This window comes from Desulfosporosinus sp. SYSU MS00001, assembly GCF_049943955.1.
GTDB lineage: Bacteria > Bacillota > Desulfitobacteriia > Desulfitobacteriales > Desulfitobacteriaceae > Desulfosporosinus.
On sequence record NZ_JBNFTW010000009.1, the window covers coordinates 171,017 to 188,115 of the forward strand.

The 17,099-nt window shown below is 41.1% G+C and carries 12 protein-coding genes; all 12 read right to left on the bottom strand.

Going from position 1 to position 17,099, the window contains the following annotated elements; translation table 11 throughout:
* Nucleotides 1–272: 272 nt before the first annotated feature.
* Nucleotides 273–1,307, bottom strand: coding sequence for a glycosyl hydrolase family 18 protein (locus ACPUYX_RS16170; RefSeq protein WP_426380665.1), 1,035 nt, complete (start codon nucleotides 1,305–1,307; stop codon nucleotides 273–275).
* 26 nt (nucleotides 1,308–1,333) lie between these two features.
* Complete coding sequence (locus ACPUYX_RS16175; protein ID WP_426380666.1) at nucleotides 1,334–3,211, bottom strand: glycoside hydrolase; 1,878 nt, start codon at nucleotides 3,209–3,211, stop codon at nucleotides 1,334–1,336.
* A 62-nt stretch (nucleotides 3,212–3,273) separates the two neighbouring features.
* Nucleotides 3,274–5,175, bottom strand: coding sequence for a glycosyltransferase family 2 protein (locus ACPUYX_RS16180; protein WP_426380667.1), 1,902 nt, complete (start codon nucleotides 5,173–5,175; stop codon nucleotides 3,274–3,276).
* 18 nt (nucleotides 5,176–5,193) lie between these two features.
* Complete coding sequence (locus ACPUYX_RS16185; RefSeq protein ID WP_426380668.1) at nucleotides 5,194–7,680, bottom strand: polysaccharide deacetylase family protein; 2,487 nt, start codon at nucleotides 7,678–7,680, stop codon at nucleotides 5,194–5,196.
* Nucleotides 7,681–8,294: 614 nt separating this feature from the next.
* Nucleotides 8,295–8,849 (bottom strand): manganese catalase family protein, encoded by a 555-nt coding sequence (locus ACPUYX_RS16190; protein WP_426380669.1) that lies wholly within the window; start codon nucleotides 8,847–8,849, stop codon nucleotides 8,295–8,297.
* Between the two features lie 77 nt (nucleotides 8,850–8,926).
* Nucleotides 8,927–10,189, bottom strand: a complete 1,263-nt coding sequence (gene purD, locus ACPUYX_RS16195) for a phosphoribosylamine--glycine ligase (protein ID WP_426380670.1) — start codon at nucleotides 10,187–10,189, stop codon at nucleotides 8,927–8,929.
* 38 nt (nucleotides 10,190–10,227) lie between these two features.
* Nucleotides 10,228–11,772, bottom strand: a complete 1,545-nt coding sequence (purH, locus tag ACPUYX_RS16200; protein ID WP_426380671.1) for a bifunctional phosphoribosylaminoimidazolecarboxamide formyltransferase/IMP cyclohydrolase — start codon at nucleotides 11,770–11,772, stop codon at nucleotides 10,228–10,230.
* On the bottom strand, nucleotides 11,769–12,386 hold the full coding sequence (purN, locus tag ACPUYX_RS16205; RefSeq protein ID WP_426380672.1) for a phosphoribosylglycinamide formyltransferase: 618 nt from the start codon (nucleotides 12,384–12,386) through the stop codon (nucleotides 11,769–11,771). The genes purH and purN overlap by 4 nt, the downstream gene beginning before the upstream one ends.
* Nucleotides 12,383–13,396: a phosphoribosylformylglycinamidine cyclo-ligase gene (gene purM / locus ACPUYX_RS16210; protein WP_426380673.1), complete on the bottom strand. Its 1,014-nt coding sequence runs from the start codon at nucleotides 13,394–13,396 to the stop codon at nucleotides 12,383–12,385. The genes purN and purM overlap by 4 nt, the downstream gene beginning before the upstream one ends.
* A gap of 31 nt (nucleotides 13,397–13,427) precedes the next feature.
* Complete coding sequence (gene purF / locus ACPUYX_RS16215) at nucleotides 13,428–14,828, bottom strand: amidophosphoribosyltransferase (protein ID WP_426380674.1); 1,401 nt, start codon at nucleotides 14,826–14,828, stop codon at nucleotides 13,428–13,430.
* A gap of 145 nt (nucleotides 14,829–14,973) precedes the next feature.
* Complete coding sequence (purC, locus tag ACPUYX_RS16220) at nucleotides 14,974–15,693, bottom strand: phosphoribosylaminoimidazolesuccinocarboxamide synthase (protein WP_426380675.1); 720 nt, start codon at nucleotides 15,691–15,693, stop codon at nucleotides 14,974–14,976.
* A gap of 82 nt (nucleotides 15,694–15,775) precedes the next feature.
* Nucleotides 15,776–17,071: an adenylosuccinate lyase gene (gene purB, locus ACPUYX_RS16225; protein ID WP_426380676.1), complete on the bottom strand. Its 1,296-nt coding sequence runs from the start codon at nucleotides 17,069–17,071 to the stop codon at nucleotides 15,776–15,778.
* Nucleotides 17,072–17,099: the final 28 nt, after the last annotated feature.

Genomic DNA, 17,099 nt, shown 5'->3' on the forward strand with positions numbered 1-17,099 from the left:
CCAGACCACAAGATTGTAAATTAAGTCCAACTTTATATAGTTATACACACAATGATAAAATTCCTTTAAAATTTAGCTGTTGAATGAAAGACATAGGGCACAAACTCGAATAATCCAATTTCCCTATAGACTCTCCATAAACCGCGGAAACGAACCTCTTGAAAAAAGACTTAGGCACTTCAACTGCGGAGTGCCTAAGTCTTTTAGGAGACAGAACCGTTATTCAAAACCTGCAAGCTCATCTCGTAGTCAAAATCAATTCATTTAGCTCTTCAGGAATTGCTAAGTAATTTTAGGGAATCTTTATTGTTTCCATTTAATCGCCATAAAGAGATATAGAAATCGCCCTTATTTTTAATAGTAGTTATCCATGAGCTAAGTGTTAATCCGTCTGCAAACCATACTTGATGTTTTAAACCACTTTGGTCGGAATATTTAAATGTTAAGGCGTTGCTTTTTTCCGAATCCCGTTGGGGAATAATTGAGTATTTTTTCAACAAGGAATCAGCCTCTTGCTCCGTAATGTCTTCAACCTTTCCGTTTTCACTCCAATCAAATCCCCCCGTCGCAATAGCAAGGGACTTTTTTCCGGGTAAAGCTGCCATTTTATCGGCCATAGCCTGAAGAAATTTTTTATCTGCCTTTGGACCTGGTTTGCTATCTGCTCCGTAAAGGTTATAACACATCATTACATATTCGGGACCTTCCGGAAACTTTAATTTATTAATAGGCGCGGAAGATTCTAAATCTATTCTCATCTTAAGATTATGTTCTTTTAGTTTTTGATAAAGTCTAGATGTAAAGTTTAAATACATATGCCAGAGGTCAGTACCTTTAATAGCTTCATAATCAATTTCGACTCCATCATAGCCGCCTTCACAGGCTAAATTAACAATATCGTTAATGTGTTGATCAACTGATTTTTCATTCGCAAACAGCTCATACAACAGGTCTCTGCTCTTTAAGGACGTCTTGCCCTTACTATTAACTTTATCATTTACTATGGCTAAATAATTTTTATATCTCAAACTGTCTGGCATATTTTTAATTTCTTGAAATGTTCGTTGAGTTTCTTTTGGTATGAATAAATGATTACTCTGATCAAAATACGCCCCAAAATAAACGATTTCCGTCAAATTATCTCCTAAGATATTAATTTCATTTGGTACATTTTTGTAATCCCAGTAGGTTGTCCAAGCACTTAGCTGATAACCTTTGGTGGATGAAGTATTTGCGCGGTCGTCGCAACCTGATAATAGAATTGACATTGTGGCCAAAAGTATCACCATAGCAATTGTCTTTTTCATAAAGTAACAATCTCCATGCCTGTAATTTATAAGGTTTTAATAGACCAATTAATCAGGTCATTCCACCCGGAATCAATCTTATCAAATGCTTTATCCAAACCGGATAATTGATTGTTGTATAAAATAATTTCACTAGTTTTTGTAGAGTCAGTTATTTTCTTAATGAGGAGGTCTTTAAACACACCGTCATAAACATTATCCTCCAGATTACTTTGACTGTATCCATCCCCACTAAAGGCGGCCTCCAAAAAAATGTGACCAGCTGTTGTCTTATGGACTTCCAGATCCTTAACTATCGGTTTCTTATCTAAATAAACCGTCATACGATTACCTGTTAAACCTATTTCAACCAGGCGATCCCCTGGCTCCGAGATTCCGATTTTCGGAATCTCGGCATCTGCCCCTTCTTGAACTGTGCGGGCTTTCATTTGTTCTTTTTCCATCAACTGCTTAGTTAATTCTTTAACCTGACCTGTATCTCGAGTATATTTTATTGAAGTTTCCAGTTCTTTGATTTCTGCTTCCAGCTTATTTGCCTCAACTGATTGATAACTAATACTATCGAGAATACGGAGATTTAAAGAGTATAATTGCTTTTGAGGTTTTCCCTTCTCCTTTTCGTATAAATATAGCTCATTATCTTTAATTTGACAGGAAAGGTAGCTTTCTAAATCCTCATCAGCCCTAAGGTAGACCATCTGAGAACCTTTTTTATTTCCTTTTAATTCTGTGGAAAGGGAAATATCCTTATAATCGTTACTGTTTTTCAGCTCCATCAAGCCACGATCATTTGGCAGGGAAGTAAGAACAATAGCGTCCTTTACAAATTGGGACTCTCCTAAAACCGTGTTCCAAAAGGCCTTCCTTTTTAAATCTCCTGACACAAAATTTAGATTTTGCTTTGTATCAGACCATATTCTCATCAGTAAATGATTGGGATACCAGTATGGTTGAGGCTCCAATCTTGTCAAATCATAGATTGAGGAACCTTTTACATTTGAGCTGTTACCTTCTCGATTAAAGTTCATTTTAAAGAGACTTGTGATCCATTTTCCATTTTCTGTACTTACATTATTATTGGTGCCAAATTTCCCAGTATTGGAATGCATAAGGATATACATATATGGAAGCTTTCCCACGGCTTTGGTATAAATGTCTTTGGCCGCAGTATAATCATATGCTATACGTTTCTTCATTTGCGTCATATCTTCCATCGGAACTCCATTTTGATCCCGAATATAATCCATCAAATAATGATCGTAATTGCGATCCAAATATGGGGCAAGGCTTGAAAATTGATAAGTATCCAGCTGATTCAAAAAGTTACCGAATCTATCAAAAACATTTATATACGATAGGCGATATCCGTTAGTTCCAAGTTCCCAATAGCTTGTTTTCTCAAGATTCCTTAAATCTTGAGGTTTTAGGTATTTGGAATCATAATTATTCAGATTTTCAGCATAGCTGCACATGGTAGCTTTATAGTTATATTGTTCCATAATTTTTTGCGCGAAAATGGCGGTATCTTTTCTTCCATCTTCAAACATTAAAAACAAAGATTTTGCGGGAAGTTTAGTTCCTTTCGTGTAATAATCCAATATATCTTGCTGAGTAATCGTAACATACCCGGATTCCTTTAAAGCTTTTAACTGTTCATCCAGCCTGTCTGTACTAATTAATTTCTGATCTCCCGTACGGTCAACCCCGAAATAGGAAAGTGCTATGAAGCCTTTATCGCTTTGAATTATGTTTTGGTCATTTACGGGCACATAGTCTTTGTTCGGTAATGCCCGAATGATAACCGCTACTATTGCCAGTAATAGGCAACCTTCTATTATGCTTCTGATTATTTTCATTCTGTCCTTTTTCTTAGGGGAAAAAGTATGCCTATACTTAATGTTCATTTGTTTCTTTGCCCCTCCATATACCCCTGTCAAGCAACGAGTAAGATAAAAAAAGCTATTACCTAAATATTTCTGTTTTTTTCGTCTTTTACTTCGATTGACTTCTTAAACTTCCTCCGCTTCTTTTCCTCTCTCCTGTTTCTTTCTTTTATATCCTCAGGTGTCATTCTTGTTCCCCATGTGGTTTTCCAAAATGTCACCCAGGCTATTGGCATCTGCCATAATAGAAAAACTTCATAGTATAGGCAAAATAAAATTCCAAAAAGCCAGGTACTGCTTTTACGATATAAAAGTTGAGTGAAGCTCATTAAAAGTGACATTAATAATAATCCAATTAAATAAGTTGATGGGAAAGTTCGATGAAATAAAGGAATATATATAAGATTATATATAAATATTATGGGGGCAGCCGCAGGGACAATGAACCCCATATAGAAAAACAGAGACATCAAAGGTTCCTTTTTCCACATAAACCTGCCACCAATTATGGACTCCCGCAACCAGGAACGTTTCCATCTCATCTGCTGTTTCATGAAATTACTATAAGTATTAGGAACAATTGTTGAGCAAACCGCTGAATCCTGGTAACCAGTCCGATGTTTTTTCAATACTAAATTAGTTAAGCTTCGATCATCACCAAAAGTAGCCTTTTGGCCTAAAAATCTTTGATTTAGCCATTGATCCATATTATCAAGAACTATTTCTTTCCTGTAACAAGATAGAGGACCCGAAAGACAGGTGACTGCATCAAAAAATGCTTCTGCCGCCTTGTTTATGCGAAAAGCTATATAATATCTAACAGATTGCATTTTGGTCAGCGTATTCGTATATGTATTGGCAACATCAGTTCTTCCGGAAACTCCCCCCATTTTAGGATCTTGAAATGGCTGAACAAGGTTTTTTATAGCAAAGGGATCCAGAAAACTATCTGAATCTACAAAGACTATCAGCTCATGTTTCGCCATTTTTGTGCCCCTGGCAAGTGCTTCTCTTTTCCCGGCGTTTTTTTCCTGCACCACATAACGGAGTCTTTCTATAGTCTTCAGTCTTTCTGCTCCCAAGTGTATTGTCTCAATAGTATTTTTTATCACTTCGACTGAGTTGTCAGTTGAGCAGTCATCTATTACAATTACTTCCAGCTTATCAACAGGATAATCTTGATTAATACAGCTGTTTATAGTTCTGGCAATCCATTCTTCTTCATTAAAACATGGAATAATTATTGTAACGCCGGGGGTAAAATCCGGGTTAATCGTCATAGGTCGGTATAATGCGCCAAAAAGATAGCGGCTGAGCAGAAATGTTGCTGTGACAATACTATATAGATATAAATATTTATAAAACTCAAAGTAAATAATGCTTTCCGTTCTCATAAGAACGATAAGTAAGGAAGTAAAAAACAAAACCAAACTAGACATCATAAGCACATAGCGCCCTTTTTTTCGATTAGCATATTGTGCTAATGTCTCTACAAATTCCAAGCCGCAAAGAAAAGTATTATCAGAAGCCTTTTGAAATCGCACCATTTTTCCTTCAAGTTTAACCTTCATTTCATACCCTTCAGGCATGGATCCAGGGGTGATTTCAAATTTCAATCTTATCTTTTGGGCGCTTGTTAAGACATCAAGCAGGCTTTGATTTTCTATGTTTAATAAAATTCCAGTTGTCGATATATCGCTACTTCTACTTGAAAATTTTGCTTTTTCTCCATTATCCAGCCAACAAATAATTTCTGTCTGATAAGATGCTTGATATCTTATTCCGTAATTGTTGCTTTTCATGTATTGGGATACATCGTTATCACCATTCTCCAGCACATGTTTACCCCTTCGGTTAACATTGGTGCGAATTCCTTCTTTATCCGGAACATTGGCAAGTAAACGTCTATCTTTGGTAGGCCTTAACAGTATATCCTCAATATCTTTGCTGTTTCTTTCGCTTTTAGCTTTGTGAAGAAATTTCATATTTCTTTTCCTTTTTTGCTATTTCAAGTAGTCACTCAACTTGGCAAAACGGTACCCTTTTTCCAAGTAATAAGGAATTACAGTATCCAGGGCCTCTGCGGTATACTGGGCATTCTCTAACATATGCATAACAACTATACTGCCCGGCCCAATTTTAAGAATGTCCTCTGGGGGAGTATCGGGAGTTATATCCGGATCTGTGCCTATAATGCTAATACCATTAATCAATCTATTTATTAATTGTTGGGCACTATTAGCTTCATAATCATGAGGATCAAAATCTCCATTTACAATATACTGATAACCGCAATTAAATACAGTTTCCAAACCTAATTTACTCACGGCTAGAGTCGGAGGCCTAAAATATAGTTTTAGGTTTCCTGTATCTCCAATATACCTAGCCATCTCCTGATGAGCTGTCACGATATCCTTTTGCAGTAAAGCCTGCTCAGCCTCAGTTTTTATATCTACCTTCATATGCGTGAAAGTATGGCAGCCAATATCATGTCCATCTAAGGCTATAGCTCTTAGCAAATTTGGATTCGGCATCGGACTGTCATAAGATAAATTATCATTTCCTACTCTTACAAAAAATGTAGCTTTTACGTTATATTTTTTCAAAACATTCAAAAGGCGGGTAATATTATCATCGTAACCCCAATCATCAAAGGTAAGAAAAATAACTTTTTCACCATTGGTATTAACCTTTCCTGTTTTATCCACCTGGGCTATTTCTTCGTCAGAAAAGCCAATAAGGTCTTCACTTGTAGTAATACAGGGATTCCCTATATATTTACTGGTTATCATAGATAACAGCTTTTGTTCAGGGAAATTATTTGTTGTTTTTATTAGATCACTGCCCTTAGCCTGAGCTCTTGATGCAGGAACATAAACCAAATTGCTCGTCAGCATATCCCCCACACTGGAAATATCATAAGGCGCTTTCTTGATATATTTTACGGCTGTTTCATAGACTAAATCTCTGATAGCATCCTTTTGGGTTAAATAATCCAATCGAAAATAGACAATATCACCTCGCTGTAAGGCAACCGTATTCGCAAAACAGACCTTAATTATTTCACTAGCAGACAAATTTTTAAATTTCTCTGACACAGGACTTATATTATAGGAAATGACATTATTATAGCCCAGTGTTTTAGCCGCTTCCAAAAGTTCAGCATTAGCATCCATATTATAGGGCATATAGTATTTGTTTTCTTTATCACTATAGTTGCTTCCCAAATAAGCCTTCAGGCAGCGTTCCCCCATATCTATGTCATAACAGGCCGCATCAAAATCTGATTTGCCGGTATGGTTTTTAATACCATAACCGCCATTGCAGATTTGATACCCCCTCTTAACAATTTCATCCACATTAGCTTTGTCGTCTACTAGTTCCTTTCCGGTTACAAAAAATGTGGCCTTGGCATGCAAAGCATCCAGCTCCTGAAGAACACTGTCCAATACTTCTTTATTTGATATTCCCCTGAATATATAGCATACAGAAGGCTGAGATGTGTATATCTTAGTAACCAGTTCAGCCTTATGACCGGTATTCAAAATCCGCATAGCCTCATAATTACCCGGAGTAGTATTCAAATTTAGAGTATTATTAGCGACATTATTCTTTACAGCTGATTTATCAGGGAACAGTGCTTTCTTATTTCCTTTATTCTGATTCTTTACAACTTCCAAATTTTTTGTAAAGTCTAGGCCTTTATAAGGGGCAAGGCCATTTACGGGCACAAGTTTATAATTATTCTTTTGTAAAGCATTTAAGAGATAACCTACTACTTCAACTAACTTTTCATTCTGATCAATGACTAGTTTTTTATTTTGGGTCAGAGTCGATTTAGGGGTAATACCCGGTTTCTCATCTGCTGTCTTTTTTCCTTTCTCATACTCAGACTGATCCAATATACCATTCATTTTTATAGAAATAATGGAACCTTTAGAGATGTTTTTTACAAAGTTATTGGCAACTTCCTGTGAAGAAAAGCTTTGATAATTCAAAAAATAGTTACTGTCAACAGCAGCTTTTAAACCACTGGCATATGCAGATTTTAAGAGGCTATCCGAATATTCCGTAAGGCTGCATTTTAACAAAGAGGGAGCCTTTCCTGAAATATCCCCTAAAATTACATTAGTTCGACAAAAATTCTTAACCATTTCTTGTTGGGAAAATCGCTCCATATGCGTATCAGCGTTTAATGTATAATTTCCAATAACTTGTCCGGCGTCAGATATTGCCTTCACCGTATCCGGATCCTCAGCTGCTTTTATGCCAGGCAAAAAAAATGTAGACTTTACATCATACGATTTAAGCAAGGCCAACAGCTTTTTAGTTGTCTTTTGATCAACCATTCCTTCGAAGGTTATCGCGGTCACGTTTTCTCCTGTATTAACACCACTAATTTCTTCTGCCTTATAACCGTTTTTTGACAAATTCCTTAAGGATTTTTCTATTTCTGAATCAGCATTATATTGGCTATTTAGATTACTCAAGTTAGCGCTGCTTTGAATCGCACTTTTGGAATAAGATAAATACAATACACTACATACGGAAACTATAAAAATCAAAAATACTATGATGAACTTACCAAACCGATTCATTTTGCCCTTGCCCTCAACATCTTTCTGTCTCTATGACTGATATTGTTTTCTTGTTTCTCAAGAACTCTCGAGGAACAATTTTAAGATTTATTCCAATTATTCTTGGAACTCTTTTTCTGTTCTTATAGGCCTATTGAATAGGTCTTTATTCCTGCAATATATGTGTAATTTCAAGATAGAATTTTACTTTCCTGCTTTTTAAAATGTTTTTCGGGAATCTTAACTGATGCTTAACAATAATTTCTTATTTTCCTCAAAAAACCTCATATACATGTTACCATGCGCCACATAAAACGAAAGCTTGACACCTAAAAGCTGAAACTCTTGCACTGCAAGCCTGATCATTATTTTGCGGAGTTTTGTACTAAATCCGACGGATTCGTGAATTTAGTCGTCAAACAAATTACAGCGAGCTGAGCACATGTTTTTATTATTTGTGGTTCCTTATCTTAAAAGATTTAGGCACTTCGCAATTGAAGTGCCTAAATCTTTTAAGAGACAGACCGTTATTCCAGAACTTGCAAACTCATCTTGTAATCATAAATCAATTCATTTAATTCTTCCGGAGACCCGTTTTCTCGAATTAACAGCAGTGCTTTTTGGAGCAAACGTTTATGTACTCCTTCGCGAGTAATTAAAAAGTTGATCATTTTCTTCATATTAGGATCTGTCGTTGACTCCAAATGTTGTTGATAAAGAAGGGCCGCCCTGGTTTCTGCCTGAATATCCACCTGCAGCATAGTAAGATAGTCAGCATTTTGATCAATATAATTTAAAACCCAGGGAGCGCCTTGAGAATTCACACAAGTAAGCGGCTGCCCCCCTAATTTGCCAATAGCTGCAGCAATCAATTCCATATGCCCTAATTCTTCCGCTGCTATTAATCCCAGTAAATCTCGAACATACCTATTTGGCATGTTCGAACGCTGATTTAAGTACTGAATCGATGATGTGAGTTCACTATTTCGTCCAGCATAATGTTCCAGCAAGAGTTTGGCAAACCCGGGATCTTGCCGTTCAACATGTACCGGATAAAACAAATGCTTTCGATAATGAAACACCTTCATCCCCCCCTTTTTATCGAACCTTGCCATTATTATATGGGGGGAGACTCTTAGTGGTCACTCAAATCTCCAGCTCAATTCAGACCTTTGACACCAATATCCCGCCGAAAATGTGCTCCGGGGAATTCAACGGTTTCCGCAAGAGCATAAGCTTTAGCGCGAGCCTCTAGCAGAGTTTTTCCCGCAGCCGTAACGCCTAACACCCGGCCGCCGCTGCTCTCGAGTATTCCATTTTTCCTTTCGGTACCGGCATGAAAAATTACCGAATCCTTGTCCTTTGTCTCCGGCAGGCGAATCGGGATTCCTTTCGGATACTTTGAAGGATACCCGGGCGAAGCCATCACGACGCACACAGCAGCTTCGTTTTTCCACTCCAAATCAGCTTCCGACAACCGGCCTTCAGTGCAAGCCCATAATATCGGTAAAAGATCGCTCTTCAAGCGCTTCATTACCACCTGGGTTTCTGGATCGCCGAAACGAACATTGTATTCCAGAAGCTTTGGCCCTTGTTTCGTAAGCATTAGTCCCAGGAAAAGGACTCCTTGAAACGGGGTTCCTAATTCAGCCATAACCTTTAGCGTCGGATTGACAAGATCCCGCATTACCGATTCTTCAAGCTCAATTGTCCAAATTGGAGGAGGGCTGTATGTTCCCATACCTCCGGTATTAAGACCTTTGTCACCATCTAAAGCACGCTTATGATCCTGTACAGGAACCATCGGGCGGGCTGTAGTTCCGTCCGTGAAACAGAGCAGGCTAACTTCTTGCCCTTCAAGAAACTCTTCAACTAAAAGTTTTTTCCCTGCTGCTCCAAAATTTCCATCCATGATTTCATCGACAGCCTGAAGCGCAGTATCTAAATCCATCGCCACGATAACACCTTTTCCTGCTGCTAAACCGTCCGCTTTTAGAACGCAAGGGGCTCCAAGGTCCTTAATGTAAGCTTTGGCCTGATCTGAATTTTCAAAGACTTCCCACTTAGCCGTTGGAATTTTAGCCCGTTCCATAATCATTTTCGCAAAGGATTTACTTCCCTCTAACTGAGCGGCGGCCTTAGCAGGCCCAAAAATTCGCAGCCCGGCCTCTTGGAAAGCATCCACGATTCCTAAGCTAAGCGGATCTTCAGGGCCAACCAGAGTCAGATCAATATCTTCTTTTAAGGCAAACTCCACCAGACCTGAAATATCTTGGGCCGAAATAGGGATATTCCAAGGTTCGGTTCCGGCATTTCCGGGTGCAACATAGAGACGTTCCAACGCCGGGCTTTGCAAGAGTTTCCAGGCAAGGGCATGTTCCCGCCCACCACTTCCTATGACTAACACTCGAAGTTTATTCATATTCTCACCCGCTTATCCAATCGTTACCTTCCGGAAAATTAATGTTGAAAATGTCTGCGATGCGTAAAGACCATGATAATATTTAAACGATTAGCAGCCTCAATCACTTCGGGATCATGAATAGACCCCCCTGGCTGAATAATTGCTCGAATTCCAGCTTGGGCAGCAGATTCAATCGAATCCGGAAAGGGAAAGAAGGCATCGGAAGCTAAATATGCTCCTTTAGTTTTTTCACCGGCTTGTTCAACGGCAATCTTTACTGATCCTACACGGTTCATTTGTCCCGCACCGACACCTAAGGTTTGCCGGTGATCAGTTATGACGATGGCGTTTGATTTAACGTGTTTAACAACACGCCAAGCAAAATCAAGAGCCTTTAAATCGTTCTCTGTAGGTTTCTGCTGGGTAATAAATTCCCATTCATCAATAGGAGTTGTTCCTCGATCCACCTCTTGAACCAGATACCCGCCGTCAACGCTTTTCAGCATCAAGCGAGGAGTCACTCGGTCATTCTCGCCTCTGCCAACTGCAAAGAGCCGGAGATTTTTCTTGGAACTTAAAATGTCCTGAGACTCCGGACTAAAATCCGGCGCCACAATCACCTCGTAGAAACACTCCTTAATTGCTTCAGCAGTAGGACCGTCAACTACTCGGTTTAAAGCAATAATCCCGCCGTAGGCCGAAACAGGATCTGAAGCCAAAGCACTTTTGTAAGCTTCTAAGGGCGTATTTCCTAAAGCCGCTCCACAGGGATTGGTGTGCTTAATGATGGCTGCAGCACATGAGTCAAACTCGCGGGCAAGTTTCCACGCGGCCTCCATATCTACCCAATTGTTATAGGAAAGTTCTTTTCCCTGAAGCTGTTTTCCTCTTGCCAAACTTCCTAAGGCGGCCTCAGAATTAATATAAAAAGCGGCCTTTTGCTGAGGATTTTCGCCATATCTCAATTCTTGAACCTTTTGAGCAGTTAGACGCAGCGTCCTGGGAAAACCGCCAACCGGTTCAAGCTGCCGTTCTAAATAACCTGCAATCAGGCGATCATATTCCGCTGTATGGGCGAAAGCCTCCGCCGCTAATCGCTTGCGCATACCGGCGGAAACAGTCCCTGTTTCACGCAGGACATTTAAGACTTCTTCGTAGGATTTTGGATTGACCAATACTGTAACCCTGCCGTGATTTTTAGCTGCGGCGCGAACCATGGTCGGGCCTCCCACGTCAATGTTTTCGATAGCTTCCTCAAAGCTCACTCCTGGCTTAGAGATTGTCTCCCGAAAAGGATATAAATTCACGACCACCAAATCAATGAATCCTATGCCATTTTGTTCCATCTGCTGGCGGTGTTCCTCAATATCACGAGCCAGAATTCCGCCATGAATCAACGGATGGAGGGTTTTAACCCGTCCGCCTAATACTTCCGGAAATCCTGTGACCTCACTGACATATTTCACGGGGATATTGGCTTCATCAAGAACTTTATAAGTTCCCCCTGTCGAAATAAGTTCAAATCCCAACTCAACAAGTCCTTGAGCAAAAGTGACAATTCCCGTCTTGTCTGAAACGCTGATAATGGCTCTTCGCTTCATTCCAAACCCTCCTGTTGCAATATCTGAACTCGACGCCCCACCCGTCTAACACATCCAGAAACTAAGAGCCGGACGGCTTTAGGGTAAAGACGATGTTCTGCTTCTAAAATTCTCTGAGATAAACTATCCTCTGTATCCTCTGCTAAGACAGGTACTGCCTCCTGTAAAATAATCGGTCCGCTGTCTAAACCTTCATCGACAAAATGAACCGTACAGCCGCTTACTTTGACTCCATATTCCAAAGCCTGGCGCTGAGCATGAAGCCCAGGGAACGACGGAAGGAGAGACGGATGAATATTCAGAATCGGAAAATTGGCCTGTTGAATAAACTCCGACCCCAAAACCCGCATATAGCCTGCTAAGAGCAGAAGTTCAACACGATGTTTCCTCATCCAAATCAAAAGTTCCTCTTCTTGGGCTTGACGTTGGGGGTAGTCCCTAATCGAAAAAACCCCAGTTGGAATTCCAAATTCCTTGGCTAAGCCAAGAGCAGCGGCTCTCGGCTGATCGGAACCGACTGCAACTATTTCAATCGGTAAATCTTCTTTTTTTGAGGCCTCAAGCAACGCTTTAAAGTTGCTTCCTCTTCCAGAAGCTAACACTGCAGTTCTCAATAGGTGACACCTACTCCATGAACAACACGTCCGATGACATGACTCAATTCACCCATCTCCTTGAGCTGGTGACGTATTGATTCTTCATCTTCCGAATTGACAATGATGACAAATCCGATACCCATGTTAAAGGTCCGGTACATCTCGGGCCAAGCAACATCCCCTAAACGTTGAAGCAAATCAAAAACTGCCGGACGTTTCCAAGATGTCGGATCGATCTGAACCCCCAGTCCTGAAGGCAAGATACGGGGAATATTCTCCGTAAGTCCTCCCCCTGTAATATGAACCATACCCTTAATATTCTGTTTTGCAAGGAGCGACAGAATAGTCTTAACGTAAATTCGGGTGGGTCTCAGCAGGGTTTCGCCCAAAGGTTCTCCTAATTCCGGCAGAACCTCCTCTAAAGAATAGCTCTCAAATAATTTACGAGCTAAGGAATACCCATTGCTATGCAATCCAGTGGAAGGGAGGCCAATAAGAACATCCCCGGCTTCAATGCCCGACCCATCGATCAGTTGATCACGGTTGACTGCTCCGACGGAAAACCCAGCAATATCATAATCATTCTCAGCATAGAAACCTGGCATTTCTGCGGTTTCCCCTCCGATTAAGGCACAACCGGCCATTTCACAACCCCGGGCAATACCGCCAACAATTTCAGCAACTCTTTCCGGATTCACTTTGCCAACAGCAAGATAATCGAGAAAGAACAAAGGCTCCGCACCTTGAACCAAAATATCATTAACACACATAGCCACAGCATCTTGCCCAATAGTATCATGCCGGTTCATCTGGAAGGCAAGACGGAGCTTTGTTCCCACGCCATCCGTCCCGGAAACCAAAACCGGATCCGGATATTTTTTTAGATCTAATTTAAAAAGTCCCCCAAATCCGCCAAGTCCGCCTAATACTTCCGGACGGAGCGTTCGGGCTACTGCCGGTTTAATACGTTCAACTGCATCATTACCAGCTTGTATATCAACACCAGCATCACGGTAAGAGTACCCCACATTAATTCCTCCTAACTTTTCGCCCATCATTTTAGCCGCAGGAATTCTTTCCGCGGTTAACGTCTGAAACAGGAATAGGGTAAGAGCCATTAAAACAGGCCAGGCAAACATTTTCTGTGCCGAGGGCCCTCAACAAACCTTCTTCTGAAATGTAATGCAGCGAATCAGCTCCAACAAACTTGCGAATTCCTTCCATATCCAAGCGATTGGCGATTAGCTTTTCCCGTTCAGCTGTGTCTATTCCATAATAACATGGATAGGACACAGGAGGCGAACTTATCAGAAAATGGACTTCTTTAGCCCCTGCTTTTCTTACCATCGCCACTAATTTTGAACTTGTAGTACCACGGACAATGGAATCATCAATCATAACAATTCGTTTATCTTTAAGGACGCTCGCATTAGCGTTCAGCTTCAAGCGAACGCCTACTTCTCTCATTTCCTGAGTCGGTTGAATAAAAGTTCTTCCGACATAACGATTTTTTATCAAGCCTTCACCAAAAGGCAAGCCCAAAGTTGTGGCATATCCCAGAGCCGAAGCTGTTCCTGAGTCCGGGACAGCGATAACAAGGTCTGCATCTATTGGACATTCATGAGCTAATTCAATTCCCATCTTCAAGCGGCTTTCCGAGACATTGATCTGATCGATGGTACTGTCCGGACGCGCGAAGTAGATATATTCAAAGGCACAAGAAGCACTTTTGTTTTTCCTTAATCCTGGACGGGAGTGCAGCCCATTTTCATCAATAACAACAATTTCACCGGGTTCTAAATCCCGAACAAACTCGGCACCGACGGTATCAAGAGCACAGCTTTCCGACGCCAGGCAATATCTCTCACCTTTTTTTCCAATACAAAGAGGCCGGACTCCATGGGGATCTCTTAAACCAAAAAGTTTATCCTCTGCTAGAATGACTACCGCATAAGCCCCCCGCAAATCCATCATGGTTTTGACAAGGGCATCCTCAAGAGATTCCCGGCGATAGCGCGTAATCAGGTTGATAATGACTTCACTATCTGTCGTTGTCTGAAAGACGGCTCCGTTCAGGCCTAATTCTTCCCGTAATTCCGTGGCATTCGTTAAATTTCCATTGTGAGCTAAGGCCATCATGCCCTTTTGATAATGAACGACGAGGGGCTGGGCATTGGCCAACAAACTGGAACCTGTAGTTGAGTAGCGAACATGTCCAATTGCCATCTTTCCGTGTAAATTCTTAATAATATGGTTAGAAAACACTTCCGAGACAAGGCCCATTCCTTTATGAACTTCTATTGCACGTCCATCAGAAACAGCAATACCGGCGCTTTCTTGCCCGCGATGCTGCAAAGCATAGAGCCCATAATAGGTTAAACGAGCCACTTCTTGATTGGGCGCATAAATTCCAAAGACCCCGCATTCCTCATGCGGTTTGTCCAGGCTATAGTCGAACAATTCTGTCCCCCCTTTAATTAGTGAGACAAGGCGAAAAGCCTCAAACTCGTTAACTTATAGGTTAACTGGATTAACAAGCTCTTCGCCGCCCTCCTCAACAAACAGAATACCTTTGTCGTGACCTTACTGGTTTTGAAAATTTCCCTTAAGCGGACGCCAGAACCTCTTTAACCCTGCGGAAGACTTCCTGGTAGGCCTCTTCAACTTGCCCAAGGTCGCGGCGAAAACGATCCTTATCCAGCTTTTCCCGAGTTTTTATGTCCCAATATCGACATGTATCCGGAGATATCTCATCACCTAAAAGGACTTGTCCGTTGCTTATCCCAAATTCTAATTTGAAATCAATTAGATCAATGCCTGCTTTGACGAGAATATTACGCAATATTTCGTTGATCTTCAGGCCCATAGCCTGAATCTCCTTGGCAATCTCCAGCTTTGCCCATCCCATAGCCGCAACATGAGATTCGTTGACCATCGGATCTCCCAAAGCGTCATCTTTATAATATAATTCAACTACAGGTTGAGAGAGGACAAATCCCTCTTCCACTCCGAGACGTTTTGACAAACTTCCCGCCACAATATTGCGGACAACAACTTCGAGGGGAACCATATCTAAACGCCGTACGAGCATATCCCGCTGGCCAAGCAAACGTACAAAGTGGGTAGGAATTCCTGCTTTCTCAATTTCCGCAAAGAAAAGAGCTGAAAGCTGGTTGTTAACTTCTCCTTTATCCGCGATCTGTCCCTTTTTTTCACCATTGAACGCTGTGGCATCATCTTTATAAGCCACCCAGAAATAATCCTTTTCATCCGTTTCATAGACTTTCTTAGCTTTTCCCTCATATTTCAGCGCTAATTTTTCCATTGTTGTTACCCCTTTTCAATTTTTTTATTAAATAATAAGCCAACACTAACAAGTGCTTTGGCACGATACATTTTCGTTCCCTTTAAACGAGCCCTAAACGTGCAAATATATCTCCTACATGCTTGGTATGATAGTCATAGTCAAATAAGTTATCAATCTCTTCTTCACGCAGATATTCTCTGATGCCTATGTCCCGACCGACTAAATTTTTAAATTGCTCCTTCGTATTCCAAGCTTCAAGGGCATTGCGCTGAACCATTGCATAGGCGTTTTCACGGCTAACTCCCTTTCCCACTAAAGCCAGCATTACACGTTGCGAGAAAATCAATCCTAATCCTTTATCAATATTGATTTTCATTTGCTCGGGGAAAACTTGCAAACGATCGATTAACTGAACCATTTTATGAAGCATGTAATAAAGGGCCAGGGTACTGTCCGGCAAAATCATCCGTTCCGCCGAAGAATGGGAGATATCCCGCTCATGCCATAAGGCAACATTTTCCAGGGCCACTTGAGCATTTGCCCTCACAACTCTGGCCATACCACAGATCCGTTCCGGAGTAATGGGATTCTTTTTATGCGGCATGGCTGACGACCCTTTTTGCCCTTTGCCGAAGGCCTCCTCAACCTCATGAACGTCCGTTCTCTGTAAGTTGCGGATTTCGGTAGCCATCTTGTCAAGAGAACTGGCAATCCCCGCCAGAGTCGTCATATAGAAAGCGTGACGGTCACGCTGAAGGACCTGAGTGGAAATCAAGGCAGGTTTTAAATTGAGCGTTTGGCAGACATGGGCTTCAACTTGTGGGTCCACATTGGCAAAGGTCCCAACTGCACCCGAGATTTTCCCAACGCGAACTTCTTCACGAGCGATACTCAAGCGGTTTTTTTGACGCCGGATTTCATCATACCAAAGTGCAAACTTCAAGCCTAAGGTAATGGGCTCAGCATGAATTCCATGTGTTCGTCCCATCATCAGAGTGTCCCGGTGTTCCATTGCCCTGCGGCGGAGAACTGTCTCCAAGGCCTCCATCTTCGATAGCAATAGATCCGTTGCTTCAACCATCTGCAGGGATAATGCCGTATCAAGAATATCGGATGAGGTTAAACCCAGATGAATATACTTGGCTTCATCACCTACGTTCTCAGCCACGTTGGTTAAAAACGCCAAAACATCATGTTGGGTCACTTCTTCCAACTCTTGAACTCGTTCCCAGGTGAAAGATGCCTTGTCTCGAATCACCTCAACTGCTTCATTAGGGATCCTGCCAAGTTTTGCCCAACCTTCACAGGCAGCAATTTCGATAGTTAACCACAGAGAAAGTCGGTGTTCGTCTGTCCAAATTTCTCCCATCTCAGGAAGTGTATATCGGTCAATCAAAGTGAAATCTCCTTTCTATTTCTCTACT

Coding starts and splice junctions, on each gene's coding strand:
- ACPUYX_RS16170 (WP_426380665.1), bottom strand. CDS start 1,307: ATGAAAAAGACAATTGCTATGGTGATACTTTTGGCCACAATGTCAATT.
- ACPUYX_RS16175 (WP_426380666.1), bottom strand. CDS start 3,211: ATGAACATTAAGTATAGGCATACTTTTTCCCCTAAGAAAAAGGACAGA.
- ACPUYX_RS16180 (WP_426380667.1), bottom strand. CDS start 5,175: ATGAAATTTCTTCACAAAGCTAAAAGCGAAAGAAACAGCAAAGATATT.
- purD (WP_426380670.1), bottom strand. CDS start 10,189: ATGAATAAACTTCGAGTGTTAGTCATAGGAAGTGGTGGGCGGGAACAT.
- purH (WP_426380671.1), bottom strand. CDS start 11,772: ATGAAGCGAAGAGCCATTATCAGCGTTTCAGACAAGACGGGAATTGTC.
- purC (WP_426380675.1), bottom strand. CDS start 15,693: ATGGAAAAATTAGCGCTGAAATATGAGGGAAAAGCTAAGAAAGTCTAT.